This window comes from Rhodanobacter glycinis (genome assembly GCF_006438785.1).
Lineage (GTDB): Bacteria > Pseudomonadota > Gammaproteobacteria > Xanthomonadales > Rhodanobacteraceae > Rhodanobacter > Rhodanobacter glycinis_A.
This window is the reverse complement of sequence record NZ_RCZB01000001.1, coordinates 834,502-850,196: the sequence shown is the minus strand read 5'-3', so window position 1 is coordinate 850,196 and position 15,695 is coordinate 834,502. Positions and strand designations below refer to the sequence as shown.

General features: G+C 64.6%; 14 protein-coding genes. 10 read left to right on the top strand and 4 right to left on the bottom strand.

The annotated features are described in order from the left end of the window. Window positions 1-182: 182 nt before the first annotated feature. From EAH75_RS04140 to ndk, 4 genes are read right to left on the bottom strand one after another with little or no spacing between them, the layout of a single operon-like run. Window positions 183-1,175, bottom strand: a complete 993-nt coding sequence (locus tag EAH75_RS04140) for a helix-turn-helix domain-containing protein (RefSeq protein ID WP_140656107.1) — start codon at window positions 1,173-1,175, stop codon at window positions 183-185. Next, entirely contained in the window at window positions 1,172-1,960 is a 789-nt protein-coding gene (gene pilW, locus EAH75_RS04135; RefSeq protein ID WP_140656104.1) for a type IV pilus biogenesis/stability protein PilW, read from the bottom strand. Before pilW ends, EAH75_RS04140 begins: the two co-directional genes overlap by 4 nt. Next, window positions 1,950-3,083: a 23S rRNA (adenine(2503)-C(2))-methyltransferase RlmN gene (rlmN, locus tag EAH75_RS04130; RefSeq protein ID WP_140804361.1), complete on the bottom strand. Its 1,134-nt coding sequence runs from the start codon at window positions 3,081-3,083 to the stop codon at window positions 1,950-1,952. Before rlmN ends, pilW begins: the two co-directional genes overlap by 11 nt. Window positions 3,084-3,109: 26 nt before the next feature. After that, window positions 3,110-3,535, bottom strand: a complete 426-nt coding sequence (gene ndk / locus EAH75_RS04125; protein ID WP_140656098.1) for a nucleoside-diphosphate kinase — start codon at window positions 3,533-3,535, stop codon at window positions 3,110-3,112. 233 nt (window positions 3,536-3,768) lie between these two features. On the opposite strand from ndk, the gene EAH75_RS04120 reads away from it, so the two are divergent. The 10 genes from EAH75_RS04120 (at window position 3,769) to EAH75_RS04075 (ending at window position 15,632) form a co-directional block, all read left to right on the top strand. Further along, window positions 3,769-4,383, top strand: a complete 615-nt coding sequence (locus EAH75_RS04120; protein ID WP_140656095.1) for a TetR/AcrR family transcriptional regulator — start codon at window positions 3,769-3,771, stop codon at window positions 4,381-4,383. A 47-nt stretch (window positions 4,384-4,430) separates the two neighbouring features. Further along, a complete protein-coding gene (locus EAH75_RS04115; RefSeq protein ID WP_140804359.1) occupies window positions 4,431-6,818 on the top strand; it encodes a 3-hydroxyacyl-CoA dehydrogenase/enoyl-CoA hydratase family protein in 2,388 nt (795 codons plus the stop codon). 93 nt (window positions 6,819-6,911) lie between these two features. Further along, the gene (locus EAH75_RS04110) at window positions 6,912-8,117 is read left to right on the top strand and encodes an acetyl-CoA C-acyltransferase (RefSeq protein WP_140804357.1); all 1,206 of its coding nucleotides are present in this window, start codon (window positions 6,912-6,914) and stop codon (window positions 8,115-8,117) included. Between the two features lie 275 nt (window positions 8,118-8,392). After that, the gene (locus tag EAH75_RS04105) at window positions 8,393-9,544 is read left to right on the top strand and encodes an SPFH domain-containing protein (RefSeq protein ID WP_140804355.1); all 1,152 of its coding nucleotides are present in this window, start codon (window positions 8,393-8,395) and stop codon (window positions 9,542-9,544) included. Window positions 9,545-9,565: 21 nt separating this feature from the next. Beyond that, on the top strand, window positions 9,566-10,870 hold the full coding sequence (locus EAH75_RS04100; protein ID WP_140804353.1) for a TFIIB-type zinc ribbon-containing protein: 1,305 nt from the start codon (window positions 9,566-9,568) through the stop codon (window positions 10,868-10,870). After that, on the top strand, window positions 10,867-11,127 hold the full coding sequence (locus tag EAH75_RS04095; RefSeq protein WP_140804351.1) for a hypothetical protein: 261 nt from the start codon (window positions 10,867-10,869) through the stop codon (window positions 11,125-11,127). The genes EAH75_RS04100 and EAH75_RS04095 overlap by 4 nt, the downstream gene beginning before the upstream one ends. Before the next feature lie 165 nt (window positions 11,128-11,292). Continuing rightward, complete coding sequence (locus EAH75_RS04090) at window positions 11,293-11,619, top strand: hypothetical protein (protein WP_140804349.1); 327 nt, start codon at window positions 11,293-11,295, stop codon at window positions 11,617-11,619. Between the two features lie 152 nt (window positions 11,620-11,771). After that, window positions 11,772-14,195 (top strand): DEAD/DEAH box helicase, encoded by a 2,424-nt coding sequence (locus tag EAH75_RS04085; protein WP_140804347.1) that lies wholly within the window; start codon window positions 11,772-11,774, stop codon window positions 14,193-14,195. After that, window positions 14,192-15,130, top strand: coding sequence for a ribonuclease H-like domain-containing protein (locus EAH75_RS04080; protein WP_241668882.1), 939 nt, complete (start codon window positions 14,192-14,194; stop codon window positions 15,128-15,130). Before EAH75_RS04085 ends, EAH75_RS04080 begins: the two co-directional genes overlap by 4 nt. Before the next feature lie 76 nt (window positions 15,131-15,206). After that, the gene (locus tag EAH75_RS04075; RefSeq protein WP_140804345.1) at window positions 15,207-15,632 is read left to right on the top strand and encodes an Sbal_3080 family lipoprotein; all 426 of its coding nucleotides are present in this window, start codon (window positions 15,207-15,209) and stop codon (window positions 15,630-15,632) included. Window positions 15,633-15,695: the final 63 nt, after the last annotated feature.

Sequence of the window (15,695 nt, the reverse complement as noted above, 5' to 3'; positions counted from 1 at the left end):
GCAATCACCATTCAAAAGGCTGCGCACCCGCAAGCGCGTGCACTGGCCTGCGCGGTAAACAAGGGGAAACACTGTTTATGTCCGGCGCCGATTGCACCCGGCCGCTCGCGTTCGCCAGTTGCCGGGCGAACAATGGGCAAGCATAACCGAAATGGACCGCCCGGAGCGGTCCGGGGCGGCGATCAGAGGCTCGCTGCGGAGGCCTTGCCGTCCTGCATTTGCACGCGGAAACGCGCCACATTGGCATGACGGAAATCATCCAGCCCCACCGGCTGGCCATCGATGCTGATCTGCGCGCCACTGGCGTTGCCGATGCGCACATCCAGCGGCTGATCGCTGTGATAGGTCTTGCTGCTGCCGGCCGGCAGCAGACCGTACTCCAGCCGCGCGCCACCTGATCCGATTACTTCGACCCAGCTGGCTGCGCTGAGGCTGAGCGTCAGGCTGTGGCCACCGGTGCCGGCATCGACAGCGGCGGAATTGGAATTGGGAGGCGACAAACTGCCGCTCTCCAGGTTCGGGAACGGCGCCATCGACGCCATCAGCGGCTCATCCTGCGCCTGCGGCAGCATTACCTTCGGCGGCACTACCGGCGCCAGTTGGGTGCTCGGGCCGTTGTTGACCGCAACCCCGGTTGCCGGCGCATCCATCTGCGCCACCGGTGCCGCATCCAGCGGCGCGAGATGACTGAGGTCGCGATCCAGTGTGCCGCGCACGCCAAGCCAGATCATCGGCACCACAATCACCGCCGTCAGCACCACATAGGTAGCCGCCGTGGCATAGCGGTCCAACAGGAAACGCGAATGCGAGATACCACCCGTGGCCACCAGCGGCGGCTCGATCTGCCGGATGCGGTCCACCTCGACCTGGATCGATGCCTCGTTGATGCCGAGGTAGCGCCCGTACTTGCCGATATAGCTGCCCAGATAAACCTTCGAGTCGATATCATCGTACTGGTCACGTTCCAGTTGACGCAGCACGCGAGCGGGCAGTTTCAACGTATGCGCGCAGGTTTCCAGGTCCACTCCGCGGGCTTCACGCGCCGCATGCAGGCGACTACCGAAACTGACGCCGTGGGGCTCTGTCGAGGGCACATCCATATTGGCCAAATGAATGCCGAACAAATCGGATTTGCTCGACCCCTGTTCGTTCGGATTAGGCTGCATGGATGTCATGGGCGGGCGGCGGTTTCAAGAGTGTGCGCCTGCTCCGAGTCCGGGAACTGGCTGAGCAATCGCTTGCTGTAAACGAGGGCACCTTCCGGGTTGCCCAGACGAGATTCGATATCGTGACCAAGCTTGAGTGAGGCAGCCGTGGGCTGGCCCAAGGCATCAAATCGTTGAATGAAGGCCCTGGCGCGAAACATATCCTTATTCAGATAGAGCATGTTGGCAAGCTGAAAGAGTGCCTCTGCATTATTGGGATTTCGCGCGATGGCGTCACGAAAACTCGCTTCGGCCCCTTTCGCGTCGCTGGCTTGCAGCTGGCATACGCCCTCGTTCGTCAGTGCCACGTCGGGCGTCTGGTAGAACGGATCGGCAACCGCCTTCTGAAAATATCCGGTCGCCTCGGCGACCTTACCGGTGTGGCACAGGAACACGCCAAGATTGTTGTTCGGCGCGCCTTTGCCGGGTTCCAGAGCCACCGCCTTGCGGTAATGCTCCTCGGCTTCGGGCAGCTTGTGGATGCGCTCGTACAAGACCGCGATCACGGTATGCGCCGGCGCGTAGTTGGGATCGAACTGCAACGCCTTGGTCAGCTTGCCCAGCGCCGTCTCGAGGTCGCCGGCGGCCATGTAGCGCTGACCCAGCTCGGTATGAATGCGCGCGGCATCCGACGCCTGATCGGCCTTGCTGCTCTGCGGCATGCTCTTGCCGAGGCTGCTGCTGTCGGTATGCGTGGTGACACAACCCGCCAATGGCAGCAACAGGCTGAAGATCAGTACCCGGTCAAATCGCATGCAATGCCCCCTCATCCTGCCGCTTGCGAAGATCGGCGCTACGTCGGGTGCGATCGGTGACCTGCCCGGCCAACTGACCGCAGGCAGCATCGATATCGTCACCACGGGTACGCCGCAACATGGTCAACACACCGGCATTGAGGAGCTGCGTCTGGAAGTCGTGAATGTCATTCGCGTCCGAGCGCTCGTAGCGGGTGCCAGGGAATGGGTTGAACGGAATCAGGTTGACCTTGCAGGTCGGCAGCTTGCGCATCAGCTTGATCAGCTGGCGCGCGTGCTCGGGCTGGTCATTGATACCCTTCATCAAGGTGTATTCGAACGTGATCGAAGTGCGCGGCTTGCGCGCAACCCAGCGCTGGCAGGCGGCCAGCAGCTCGGCGATCGGATAGCGCTTGTTGATCGGCACCAGTTCGGTGCGCAGGTCATCGTTCGCCGCATGCAGAGACACCGCCAGCGATACGTCGATGGCGTCGGACAGCTGGTCGATCAGTGGCACCATGCCGGCGGTGGACAGCGTGACGCGCTTGGCAGCCAGGCCAAAGCCGAGGTCGTCGCGCATCAGGCGCATCGCCCGCACCACATTGTCGAAGTTCGCCAGCGGCTCACCCATGCCCATCATCACCACATTAGTGATGCGACGGTTCTGGTGAGTGATGTTGCCCAGGTACTTCGCCGCCACCCACACCTGGCCGATGATCTCGGCGGTGGACAGGTTGCGGTTGAAGCCCTGTGCGCCGGTGGAGCAGAAGCTGCAGTTGAGCGCGCAGCCGATCTGCGATGACACGCACAGCGTGCCACGGGTCGGCTCGGGGATGTACACCGTCTCGATCGCGTTGCCGCTGTCCATGCCCAGCAGCCACTTGTGGGTGCCGTCAGTGGCGGCCTTGTCCAGCAGCGTCTTCGGCGCGCCGATGTAGCAGACCTCGGTGAGCTTGGCGCGCAGCGCCTTGCCCACGTCGGTCATGTTTTCGAAGTTGTCTTCCAGGTCGTGGTAGATCCACTTCATCACCTGCTCGGCGCGATAAGGCTTCTCGCCGGTCTGCGTGAAAAAATCACGCAGACCCTGACGATCGAAATCGAGCAAGTTGACCTTGGCGGGCGGATTCACAACAACCTGGTTCACAACTCATGCCTCACAACATTGATGCCTCAGCGCGACAACACATCCGTCGCGGCGAAGAAGTAAGCGATTTCCACCTTGGCGGTATCCACCGCATCGGAACCATGCACGGCATTGGCGTCGATGGAATCGGCGAAGTCGGCGCGGATCGTGCCCGGCGCGGCTTCCTTCGGATTGGTGGCGCCCATCAGATCGCGATGGGCCAGCACGGCGTTTTCACCCTCGAGCGCGGTGATCATCACCGGACCGGAGATCATGAAGTCGACCAGTGCCTTGAAGAACGGACGCTCGCGGTGCACCGCGTAGAAGCCTTCGGCCTCCTTGCGCGACAGCTGCTTCATCTTCGCGGCAACGATCTTGAGACCAGCCTTTTCAAAGCGGGCGTAGATTTCGCCGATGACGTTCTTGGCAACGGCATCGGGCTTGATGATGGAAAGGGTGCGCTCCAGCGCCATACGGGTCTGCTCCGGGAAAACGGATTGAGGAAAGGGGTGGTGGCCAGCCTGGGCCGGCAGATGAGCTAAACCTGACAAGGATTGAGGCCTTAGCTCACGAAAGTTTGACAGATTCTAACTCATACGCAAATAACCTGCGGTTTGCAACCGCCAATGGTTTGACGGCTGCGGAGCCCTCCGCGTATCCTCAAACGATCGTTTGAACCGACCGTCTGGTCGATGGGTGCTCCGCAGTGAACAGCTCTGGCTCAACCAAGGAACGCATACTCGGTGCCGCCGAGGTGCTGTTTGCCCAGCGCGGCTTCGACGGCGCCTCGCTACGTCAGCTGACGACCGCCGCCGGAGTCAATCTGGCCGCGGTCAATTACCACTTCGGATCCAAGGACAAGCTGGTCGAGCAGGTATTTCGCCGCCGGCTTGACGCACTGAATGCCAGCCGACTGACTGCCCTGGCCAAGGTCGCCGGCGCCGCCGACACCACCCTCGAAGACGTGCTGGATGCCTATATCCGCCCGGCACTGGACCTCTCACACGACGGCAGTGGTTCGTTGTTCATGCGCGTGCTGGCCCGCGCGTTCGCCGAACACGACGACACTCTGCGCCAGTTCCTGTCCGCCAACTACGGCCACGTGATGCGCCAGTTCACCGCCGAATTCGCCCGCCTGCTGCCGCAGCTGAGCAAGCCGGAGCTTTACTGGCGCATCGATCTGGTCACCGGCGCGCTGACCCACGCAATGTCCGGCTTCGGCATGATCCAGCGCCAGAAAGACGTCAGCGAAAACGCGCATCGCGAAGAAACCGCGCGGCACCTGATCCGCTTTGCCGTTGCCGGCCTCAGCCACCCCTGATTTCCCGTCTCAACCGCCTCATTCCTGTTTGTACCTCGGAGAAGCCAATGACCGCTGCATCGTCAACCCATCCCGCACTGCGCATCCGCAAGGCCGCCGTGCTGGGCGCCGGTGTCATGGGCGCGCAGATCGCCGCGCACCTGACCAACGCCGGCGTCGAAACCGTGCTGTTCGACCTGCCCGCCAAGGAAGGCCCGAAGAGCGGCATCGCGCTCAAGGCCATTGCCAACCTCGCCAAGCTCTCGCCTGCCCCGCTGGCCGACAAGAACCTTGCCGCCGCGATCATCCCCGCGAACTATGACGAGGACATGGCGCACCTGAAAGATGTCGACCTGGTGATCGAGGCGATCGCCGAGCGGATGGACTGGAAGCTGGACCTGTACAAGAAGATCGCGCCGCATCTGTCGAAGACCGCGATCCTTGCCTCCAATACCTCGGGCCTGTCGATCAACGGCCTCGCCGAGGCGCTGCCGGAAGAAATGCGCCACCGCTTCACCGGCGTGCACTTCTTCAACCCGCCGCGCTACATGCACCTGGTCGAGCTGATCCCGACCAAGCTCACCGACCCGGCCGTGATCGCTGGCCTCGAAGCCTTCCTGGTCACCACCGTCGGCAAGGGCGTGGTGATCGCCAAGGACACCCCGAACTTCATCGGCAACCGCATCGGCGTGTTCTCGATGCTGTCGGCGATGTACCACACCGACCAGTTCAAGCTCGGCTTCGACACCGTCGACGCGCTGACCGGCCCGGCGCTGGGCCGTCCGAAGAGTGCCACCTACCGCACCGCCGACGTGGTCGGCCTGGACACCATGGCGCATGTGATCAAGACCATGGCCGACACCCTGCCCGACGACCCGTGGCACCAGTACTTCAAGGCGCCGGCGTGGCTGCAGGGCCTGATCGACCAGGGCGCGCTGGGCCAGAAGACTGGTGCCGGCTTCTACAAGAAGGCCGGCAAGGACATCGTGGTGCTCGACCCGGCCGCGAAGGATTACCGTCCGTCCGAACAGAAACCCTCCAATGAAGTCGCCGCGATCCTGGCGATCAAGGACCCGACCGAGAAGTTCGGCAAGCTGCGCGCGTCCAGCGATCCGCAGGCGCAGTTCCTGTGGGCCAGCTTCCGCGACCTGTTCCACTACACCGCCTATCACCTGGCCGACATCGCCGACACCGCGCGCGACGTCGATTTCGCGATCCGCTGGGGCTACGGCTGGAAACTCGGCCCGTTCGAGACCTGGCAGGCCGCCGGCTGGCAGCAGATCGCCGGCTGGATCAACGAAGACATCGCCGCCGGCGAGGCGATGAGCAAGGCGCCGCTGCCGGCGTGGGTCACCGATGGCCGTAAAGGCGTCCATGGCAAGGACGGCTCGTACTCGGCCAGCGCCAACGCCGACAAGCCGCGTTCGCAGCATCCGGTCTACAAGCGCCAGCTGTTCCCCGATCCGCTGATCGGCGAGAAGTTCGACCAGGGCACCACCGTGTGGGAGAACGACGGCGTGCGCCTGTGGACGCTGGGCGACGACGGCGTCGGTATCCTCTCGTTCAAGACCAAGATGAACACGGTCAACGACTTCGTGCTCGACGGCGTGCAGCACGCGATCAAGCTGGCCGAGGAAAAGCTCAAGGCCGTGGTGATCTGGCAGACCGGCGAGCCGTTCTCCGCCGGCGCGGATCTCAAGGGCGCGCTCGGCCTGCTCAAGGAAGGCAAGATCGCCGACTTCGAGAAGATGGTGGAGAACTTCCAGCGCACCAGCATGGCGATCAAGTACTCGCTGGTGCCGGTGGTGTCCGCCGTGCGCGGCATGGCCTTCGGCGGCGGCTGCGAGTTCCAGATGCATTCGGCACGCACCGTTGCGGCGCTTGAGAGCTATATCGGCCTGGTCGAAGCCGGCGTCGGCCTGCTGCCGGCCGGTGGCGGCCTGCATGAACTGGCCGTGCGTGCCGCCAAGGCAAACCCGGGCGACCCGTTCGAGGAACTGAAGAAGGTGTTCGAGACCGTGGCGATGGCCAAGGTTTCCGCCAGCGCCTTCGAAGCGAAGCAGCTCGGCCTGCTGCGCGACAGCGACGTGGTGGTGTTCAACGCCTACGAGCTGCTCTACGTGGCCAAGCAGGTGGCGAGCGCACTGGCCGAAAGCGGCTACCGTCCGCCGCTGCCAGCACGCGCCATTCCGGTCGCCGGCGACGTCGGTACCGCCACCTTCAAGGCCTCGCTGGCGAACCTGCAGGCGGGCTACTTTGCCTCCGAGCACGACGTGAACATCGCCACGCGCATCGCCGATACCTTGTGCGGCGGCGTGATCGAGCGTGGTTCGACGGTCGACGAGGAATGGCTGCTGGCGCTGGAGCGCAAGCATTTCGTGGAACTGGCGCAGACCGAGAAAACCCAGGCCCGCATCGCCCACACCATGACCACCGGCAAACCGCTGCGTAATTAATCGAAGGCTCGTCATTCCGGCGAAGACCGGGATGACGACAAAGAAAATCACAGCGCGTCGCCGCGAACCGCGCGACGCAACGGAGCAAAGATCATGACCAAGCAAGTGCAAGACGCCTACATCGTCGCCACCACCCGCACGCCGGTCGGCAAGGCGCCGCGCGGCGTATTCCGCAACACCCGTCCGGACGACATGCTCGCCCACGTGATCCGTGCGGTGATGGCGCAGGCACCCGGTATCGACCCGCACCGCATCGGCGACGCCATCATCGGCTGCGCCATGCCCGAGGCCGAGCAAGGCATGAACGTGGCGCGCATCGGCGTGCTGCTGGCTGGCCTGCCCGACACCGTGCCCGGCGTCACCATCAACCGCTTCTGCTCGTCCGGCCTGCAGGCCGTGGCGATGGCGGCCGACCGCATCCGTCTCGGCGAGGATGATCTGATGCTCGCCGGCGGCACCGAGAGCATGAGCATGGTGCCGATGATGGGCCACAAGATCGCCATGAACCCGGCGATCTTCAGCAACGAACACATCGGCATCGCCTACGGCATGGGCATCACCGCCGAGAACGTGGCCAAGCAGTGGAAGGTCAGCCGCGAGCAGCAGGATGCGTTCTCGGTGGAAAGCCACCGCCGCGCGCTTGCCGCCCAGGCCGCCGGCGAGTTCAACGACGAGATCAGCCCGTTCCTGCTTGATGACCATTACCCCAACCTCGCCACCCGCGGCATCATCACCGACAGCCGCAGCATCGGCACCGACGAAGGCCCGCGCGCCGGCACCACACTGGAAGTGCTGAGCAAGCTCAAGACGGTGTTCCGCAACGGCCAGTTCGGCGGCAGCGTCACCGCCGGCAACTCCTCGCAGATGTCCGACGGCGCCGGCGCCGTGCTGCTCGCCAGCGAAAAGGCGATCAAGGAATACAACCTGCAGCCGCTGGCCCGCTTCGTCGGCTTCTCCGTCGCCGGCGTACGCCCGGAGATCATGGGCATCGGCCCGAAGGAAGCGATCCCCAAGGCGCTCAAGCAGACCGGCATCACCCAGGATCAGCTGGACTGGATCGAGCTCAACGAAGCGTTCGCGGCCCAGGCCTTGGCCGTGATGGGCGACCTCGGCCTCGACCCGAGCAAGGTCAACCCGCTCGGCGGCGCCATCGCACTCGGACACCCGCTCGGCGCCACCGGCGCAGTGCGCATCGCCACGCTGCTGCACGGCATGCGCCGTCGCAAGCAGAAGTACGGCATGGTGACCATGTGCATCGGCACCGGCATGGGCGCGGCGGGTATCTTCGAAGCGCTGTAATCGAGCTTTACCGAAAACCAGGAACGGCGCCGCTGCAAGACGGCGCCGTTTCTTTTTGGACGATGCTCTCCAACCTGATATCAGGCGGTTGAGTGATCTGTCACCGCCCGGCGACATCGCGATGTCAGCCACCTGCGCGGCCGGCAAACTGCACCTGACCTGCCACCGACGTTCCAACCGTCCGAACGGAAGCACTCTTTTTTTGCCGGGCGGCTCGCTATAGTGCGCCGAGCATGCCGGGTACCCTGCCCGGCCACAAATCACGGAGAGATGTCATGGGTCTTTTTCAGGCAGTGGCGGGTTCGGTGGGTGGTGTGCTGGCCGACCAGTGGAAGGACTTCTACACGGTTCCGGAGGGTTTGCCCGCGACGGTAGCGCTGTTCGCCGCTGTGCCGCATGGGAGCAACGCCGGACGCGGTTCGAATACCAAGGGTTCCTCGAACATCATCACCAATGGTTCGAAGATCGTCGTCCCCGAAGGCTACGGGCTGCTGCTGTTCCAGGATGGCAAGATCACCGGCTTCGCCGCCGAGCCGGGCGGCTATGAATGGCGCTCGGACGACCTCAACTCGAAGTCGATCTTCTCCGGCGACGGCATCGTCGATTCGCTGGTCAAGCAGAGCTGGGAGCGCTTCAAATTCGGCGGTCAACCAGGTTCCCAGCAGGCCGCCTTCTTCGTCTCGCTGAAGGAGCTGCCGGACAACCGCTTCGGCACGCAATCGGAAATCTACTGGGACGACGCGTTCCTCAACACCCAGGTCGGCGCGGTGACGCGCGGCTCCTACACGTTGAAGATCGTCGACCCGATCCTGTTCGTGAAGAACTTCGTGCCGGCCGCCTATCTGCAGCCGGGCCAGGTCTTCGATTTCACCGACATCGACAATGCCGCCGCCAGCCAGCTCTTCAACGAAGTGGTGGGCTCGCTCGCACCCGCCTTCAGCCTGTACTCGAATGACGCCGACAAGGGCCATCGCATCACCAAGCTGCAGCAGGATTCGATCGGTTTCGCCAAGAGCCTGTCCGATGCAGTGGAAAATGCCTACCAGTGGAAGTCCGATCGCGGACTGGTCATCGTCAAGACCGCGATCGTTTCCATCGAATACGACCCGAACACGCGCGAATTGCTCAAGACCGTGCAGCGCGCCGACGCGCTTTCCGGTGCACGCGGCAATGCCAATCTGCAGGCAAGCGTCGCGGCGGGCATGCAGTCGGCCGGCGAAAACGGCGGTGCGGCCGGCATGGTGGGCCTGGGCATGGCCTCGGGCATGATGGGCGGCATCGGCGCCTTGCAGCAGCCGGTGGCACCGGCCGCGCCGGCTGCCGACGACCCGCTGGCCAAACTGAAGAAGGCCAAGGAGATGCTCGATCTCGGCCTGATCACGCAGGCCGACTACGACGCGGCAAAAGCCAAAGCCCTCGGTCTGTAAGTCGCAAACGGCGCCCCCACCATGTCGAACGCCACCAATCCGCCGCTGCCGCCCACCGGCCCCGGGTCACCGCAGGATGTGCCGCCGCCACCCGGCAGTTTTCCGATCGACCCGACCACCCTGCCACCGCCGATCCGCGACGAAGTGCAGGCGCCCGACCCGGCCGCCATCGACACATCGGCCGCTGAACTCCAGGACGGCCTCAACCGCTGCCCGAAATGCGGCTCGACCGAGATCCGCCAGAAACCCGGCACCGACCTGCTGATCTGTCTGTACTGCCGCAACGAATGGCATGGCGAGGGAGTCGAAGAGGAATTCGGTCTCGGCGAGGGCATCGACCAGCTCCAGGGCACCGTCATCGCTTCCGGTGCCAGGGATATCGCCGCCGATGCGGCCAGCGTGATGACCTTCAAGTGCCCCGGCTGCGGCGCCGAGGTGACGGTCAATACCGCAAACGCCATGACGGCGCGCTGCCACTGGTGCCGCCACGTCTTCGGCGTCAACGAGCAGATCCCGAACGGCGCCGTGCCCGACGCGGTGCTGCCCTTCCACATCAAGAAGGACGACGCGGTCGCGCGCATCCGCCAGTTCGTGGACAAGCGGCGCTTGTTCGCGCTGAAGGAATTCAAGGAACAGTTCACGCCCGAGAACGTCGTCGCCGTCTACCTGCCCTACATGATCGTCGACGGCAATGTCAGCGCAAGCGTCGCCGGCCAGGGCGAGATCAAGACGCGCGAATACACGCAAGGTAGCGGTGACGACAAGAAGACCTACTACGACGCCGACGTCTACTCGGTGGATCGGCAGGTGGACTTCACCGTCGACGACCTGCCGCTGGAATCCTCCGCCCAGCGTGGCAACCTGGACACGCGCAGCAACACCAACAACATCATCAACACGATCCTGCCGTTCGATACCAAGAACGCGGTGAAGTGGAACGCGTCCTACCTTGCGGGCATCACCTCGGAAAAGCGCGACCTCGACGTGGAAAAACTGCGTCCGCACCTGGAAGACGAGTTGCTGTCGATTGCCCGCGCCCAGGTCGAAAAATCGGTGGCCCGCTACGATCGCGGCGTGCGCTGGGAACAGGAACGACTCAGCGTGCACGGCACGCGCTGGGTCTCGATGTACCTGCCGGTATGGCTCTACTCGTACCACCAGCCGGGCCCCAACGGCGGCATGCTGCACTACATCGCCGTGAACGGTCGCACCGGCGAGACCATGGGCAGCGTGCCCGTCCAGCAGTGGAAACTCCTCATGACCGCGCTCACCGTCGGTACCTTTCTCGAAGCCATTGCACTCTTTCTCGTGGGGCACTCGTCATGAGCGGCGATGGCGGAACATGGCTGCTCCTGCTCGGCCCAGCCGGTGCAACCGGGCTTTACTGGGCCTTGTACCGGTATTACCGCAACACCGACAAATCCCACGACTTCGAACACGAAACCACCGTCGTGGCCAAGCCGGTCACCGGCTCGGAGCAGAAGGTCGACGAGGTGAAGGGCACGCGGGAAACGCGCATACGGGGCGACAATGTGCGCGAGTACCGCAGGCGCGTGCAGCGCATCCAGGGCGACACCAGTTAAGCGGCGCGCATCCATCGCTTCACCACAGCAACGGCGCCGCAGCGATGCGGCGCCGTTGTTCGTTGCGGCAAGCCCATGGCACTACCATCTGCATCGGCGTGCTGTATCGGCGTGACCCGCTCCGCCATGCGGGCGTCAACGCGACATTCATTACCGGGGACCCTGATGCGTGCCGAGACATTGCTCGTCGTGAGCGTCATGTTGCTGCTGTTGCTGTCGCTGCCGTTCTACCTGCGCTGGTACTTCCGGCAACAGGACGCGATGCTTTCGTCGTGGGCGGCGGCGAACGGGCTGAAGATCCTCCAGGCCCGCCGCAAACTCTTTCCGCCGTTGAATCAATGGCTGACCTCGAGCAACCAGCAGAGCTTCATGGACGTCACCGTGCTTGATCTCTCGACGCAGCGGATCCGCCATGCGCGGATCCGTCTGGGCGGCTACTGGCTCGGCGTGCTGAACACCGACGCCATCGATGTCACCTGGCAGCCGGACTGAGCGGGAGCCGTCTGCCCTCCCAGTGCTGACGGCCCCGCAAGTCGGGCGCGTCGCGCCACGGACCGATGACGCCGAGCTTCGAGGACGGCGCAGCCATCTCACACGATGAGACGTGCCCGCGGCCTAATGCCCCGACTCATTCGGGACATGCCATGAACGCCTTGCCAGACCGCTACGCCACCGACGAACTCGTGCTGCGCGATCCCGGCGATGGGCGCTCGCTGGCGCAGCGCCTGTCTAAACGTTATGCCGCGCGGATCACCGGTGCCTTCGTGGTGCCCGGTCGGGACGGCAGCTACGCGCCCCTGCCGGATGACCTTCCGCCTGCACTCGCGCAGGCCCTGCGCTCGCGCGGCATCGACCAGCTCTACAGCCACCAGGCCGAAGCATGGAAGGCCACGCAGGCGGGCGCGCACGTGGCCATCGTCACGCCCACTGCCTCGGGCAAATCGCTGTGCTACACCCTGCCCGTCATCACCGCAGCGATGACGAACCATGCCAAGGCGCTGTACCTGTTCCCGACCAAGGCGCTGGCACAGGATCAGGTCGCCGAGTTGCTGGAGCTGAACCAGGCCGGTGCGCTGGGCGTCAAGGCGTTCACCTTCGACGGCGACACGCCCGGCGATGCGCGCCAGGCGATCCGCCTGCATGGCGACATCGTGGTCAGCAACCCGGACATGCTGCACCAGGCGATCCTGCCGCATCACACCAAGTGGGCGCAGTTCTTCGAGAACCTGCGCTACGTGGTGATCGACGAGGTGCACACCTATCGCGGCGTGTTCGGCTCGCACGTGGCCAACGTGATCCGCCGGCTGAAACGCGTTTGCGCGTTCTACGGCGTGACCCCGCAGTTCATCCTGTGCTCGGCGACCATCGGCAATCCGCAGGAGCACGCCGAGGCGCTGATCGAGGACGCCGTCACCGCGGTCACCGAAAGCGGCGCGCCCACCGGCGACAAGCACGTGCTGCTGTGGAATCCGCCGGTGGTGAATCCGGATCTTGGCCTGCGCGCCTCGGCCCGCTCGCAGACCAACCGCATCGCGCGGCTGGCGATCAAGTCGGGGATGAAGACGCTGGTGTTCGCGCAGAGCCGCACGATGGTCGAGGTGCTGACCAAGTACCTCAAGGACGTGTTCGACCACGACCCGCGCAAGCCGCCACGCATCCGCGCCTACCGCGGCGGCTATCTGCCGAAGGAGCGCCGCGCCGCCGAGCGCGAGATGCGCGCCGGCACCATCGACGGCATCGTCAGCACCTCGGCGCTGGAGCTGGGCGTGGACATCGGCAGCCTCGACGTGGTCGTGCTCAACGGCTATCCCGGCTCGGTGGCCGGCACCTGGCAGCGCTTCGGACGCGCCGGCCGGCGCCAGCAATCCTCGCTCGGCGTGCTGGTGGCCAGCTCCGATCCGCTCGATCAATACCTCGTGCGTCATCCGGAGTTTTTCCAGGGCGCCACGCCGGAACACGCGCGCATCCAGCCAGATCAACCGTTGATCCTGCTCGACCACATCCGCTGCGCCGCATTCGAGCTGCCCTTCATCGGCGACGAGATGTTCGGCACCGAAGTCGCCACGCCGTGGCTCGACCTGCTCGGCGAGGAAGGCGTAATGCATCGCGAAGGCGATCGCTGGGAATGGATCGCCGACAGTTATCCGGCCATCGCGGTGTCGCTGCGTTCGGTCGCCGACGGCAACTTCGTGGTGGTCGATCGCACCAACGGACGTCAGACCATCATCGCCGAGGTCGATTACTCCGCCGCTGCCGTGACCCTGTACGAAGGCGCCATCCACATGATCCAGTCCACGCCCTACCAGGTCGAGCGGCTGGACTGGGAAGGCCGCAAGGCTTACGTCACCCGCACCACCGTCGACTACTACACCGACGCCATCGACTACACGAAACTCAAGGTGCTCGACTGCTTCGACAGCTCGCACGCCGGCTGCGGTCACGCGCACCACGGCGAAGTGCACGTGGTGCGCCGCGTGCCCGGCTACAAGAAGATCCGTTTCTACTCGCACGAGAACATCGGCTACGGCCCGGTCAACCTGCCCGATCAGGAGCTGCACACCACCGCGGTGTGGTGGCAGCTGCCACAGGCGGTGCTGGAGTCAGCGTTCGAGCAGCGCCAGCAGGCGCTGGACGGTTTCCTCGGCGCCGCCAACGCGCTGCATCTGGTCGCCACCGTGGCGGTGATGGCCGAAGCACGCGACCTGCAGAAATCCGTCGGCAGCGGCGACGGCGCTTGGTTCGTCAGTGCCGACATCAGCGGACGCGGCCAGCTGCGCGGCAGCGATGGCCAGCCCACTGCGCTGGCAGCGGATGCGCCGTTCACCCCCACCGTCTATCTCTACGACGCGTTTCCCGGCGGCATCGGCCACAGCGAGCCACTGTTCCAGCGGCGCGAGGATCTGATCGCGCAGTCGGTCAGCCTGATCGAACGCTGCGACTGCCGCGCCGGTTGCCCTGCCTGCGTCGGCCCGATACTCGCCGCCGACGAACAGGCTGGCGACAACGTTGCCGACACCACACCCAAGGCGCTGGCCCTGCGCGTGCTCGCCCTGCTGGTGGCACTGTGAGCGCACTGATCGCGCGCATGCGCCAGCTGCGCGCAGAGGCAGGACAAGCAGCACCCGCGCTCGCCGACGTTCGTCCCCGGCGCAACGAAGCACCCGCAAGGAACGACCTGCCCTCCCCGCGCCCGCCGATACGTTCCAGCAAAGCCGGCGTCGCCCCGCCCAGCCGGGCGATCTCGGCCGATCTTCGCCGGCTGCTGCAGCGGCATGCGCAAATGAAGCACGCGCCGGCGGCGCTGCCGTCCAGCGATCGCGACGTATCCGGCATCGAGATCGCGGCGGGCCTGCGCTACACCGAAGTGATCGTCGACTGGCTCACGCCGCCGCCGATCATCGACGCCGCCTTCGCACGCATGGAACCCGTCCATCACGATCGCCTGCTGCACTTCGACACCGAAACCACCGGCCTGGCTGGCGGCACCGGCACGCGCGCCTTCATGATCGGCGCCGCCGACTGGATCGACGGCCGCTTTCGCATCCGCCAGCTCACCATCACCAGCATGGCCGCCGAAACCGCGATGCTGCGCACCTTCGCTGGCTGGCTCGACCACGACACCGTCCTCGTCAGCTACAACGGCAAGTGCTACGACGCACCGCTGCTGGCCACCCGCTACCGCCTCGCGCGACTGCCGAATCCGCTGCTCGGCCTGGGCCATCTCGACCTGCTGCACCCGGTGCGCCGCCACTGGAAACACCAGTGGGAAAACTGCCGCCTCGCCACCGCCGAACGACAACTGCTCGGCGTGGTGCGCGAAGACGACCTGCCCGGCGCCGAAGCACCGGCCGCGTGGCTCACCTATCTGCGCGGCGGCTCGGCAAGAAACCTGCGCCGGGTCGCGCAACACAACGCGCAGGACCTGAAGAGCCTGGCCGGTGTGCTGGTGCACATGGCGATGATGGAAGGTGAGTTGGTGACGTCCGTCACCGCTACACAATGATCAATGTCAAAGCCATCGATGTTCGCGCGCTATGCTGAATGATCGGCGATCGGGTTCGCCGAAAACAGGGGAAAACATGAAGCACGTGATTACAGCTCTATCGGTGTTGGCGCTTGCCGCCTGCACCAGCGTCAAAGTGAAACCCGTCGATGCCAGCGTCGCTATGAAGCACGTCTGCATCCACAATAACCCGGCAGTGGCCGTCGACGACTTCGTCATGGTCATGCAGGACGGCTTTCAGCGGCACGGCATTGCAGCGGAAGTTTACGACCGGGACGTGCCTGCATCCTGCGAATACGTCGTGGACTACACCGCGCTGCGCTCTTGGGATTTCAAACCCTACCTGTCGCATGCCGAGATCCGCATCACCGAACATGGCCGACTCGTCGCCTCGGCCACCTACCATCTCAACGGCAAGGGTGGATTCGACATGGGCAAGTGGCGAGGCACCAAGGCCAAGATGGATCCGGTGATGGATGAGTTGCTGGTCGGGTTTCATTGATCGCTTAGGATCAGTCCAGAGCACTTGAGCGGCGCCGTGGAAACGCGGCGCCGCTCTTTTTAG

What these genes read in the sequence shown, in the direction of transcription:
- ndk (WP_140656098.1), bottom strand. Translation starts at nt 3,535, where the DNA reads ATGGCGCTGGAGCGCACCCTTTCCATCATCAAGCCCGATGCCGTTGCC.
- EAH75_RS04090 (WP_140804349.1), top strand. Translation starts at nt 11,293, where the DNA reads ATGCGTGCCGAGACATTGCTCGTCGTGAGCGTCATGTTGCTGCTGTTG.
- EAH75_RS04095 (WP_140804351.1), top strand. Translation starts at nt 10,867, where the DNA reads ATGAGCGGCGATGGCGGAACATGGCTGCTCCTGCTCGGCCCAGCCGGT.
- EAH75_RS04100 (WP_140804353.1), top strand. Translation starts at nt 9,566, where the DNA reads ATGTCGAACGCCACCAATCCGCCGCTGCCGCCCACCGGCCCCGGGTCA.
- pilW (WP_140656104.1), bottom strand. Translation starts at nt 1,960, where the DNA reads ATGCGATTTGACCGGGTACTGATCTTCAGCCTGTTGCTGCCATTGGCG.
- EAH75_RS04115 (WP_140804359.1), top strand. Translation starts at nt 4,431, where the DNA reads ATGACCGCTGCATCGTCAACCCATCCCGCACTGCGCATCCGCAAGGCC.
- EAH75_RS04140 (WP_140656107.1), bottom strand. Translation starts at nt 1,175, where the DNA reads ATGACATCCATGCAGCCTAATCCGAACGAACAGGGGTCGAGCAAATCC.
- EAH75_RS04110 (WP_140804357.1), top strand. Translation starts at nt 6,912, where the DNA reads ATGACCAAGCAAGTGCAAGACGCCTACATCGTCGCCACCACCCGCACG.
- EAH75_RS04085 (WP_140804347.1), top strand. Translation starts at nt 11,772, where the DNA reads ATGAACGCCTTGCCAGACCGCTACGCCACCGACGAACTCGTGCTGCGC.
- EAH75_RS04105 (WP_140804355.1), top strand. Translation starts at nt 8,393, where the DNA reads ATGGGTCTTTTTCAGGCAGTGGCGGGTTCGGTGGGTGGTGTGCTGGCC.
- EAH75_RS04075 (WP_140804345.1), top strand. Translation starts at nt 15,207, where the DNA reads ATGAAGCACGTGATTACAGCTCTATCGGTGTTGGCGCTTGCCGCCTGC.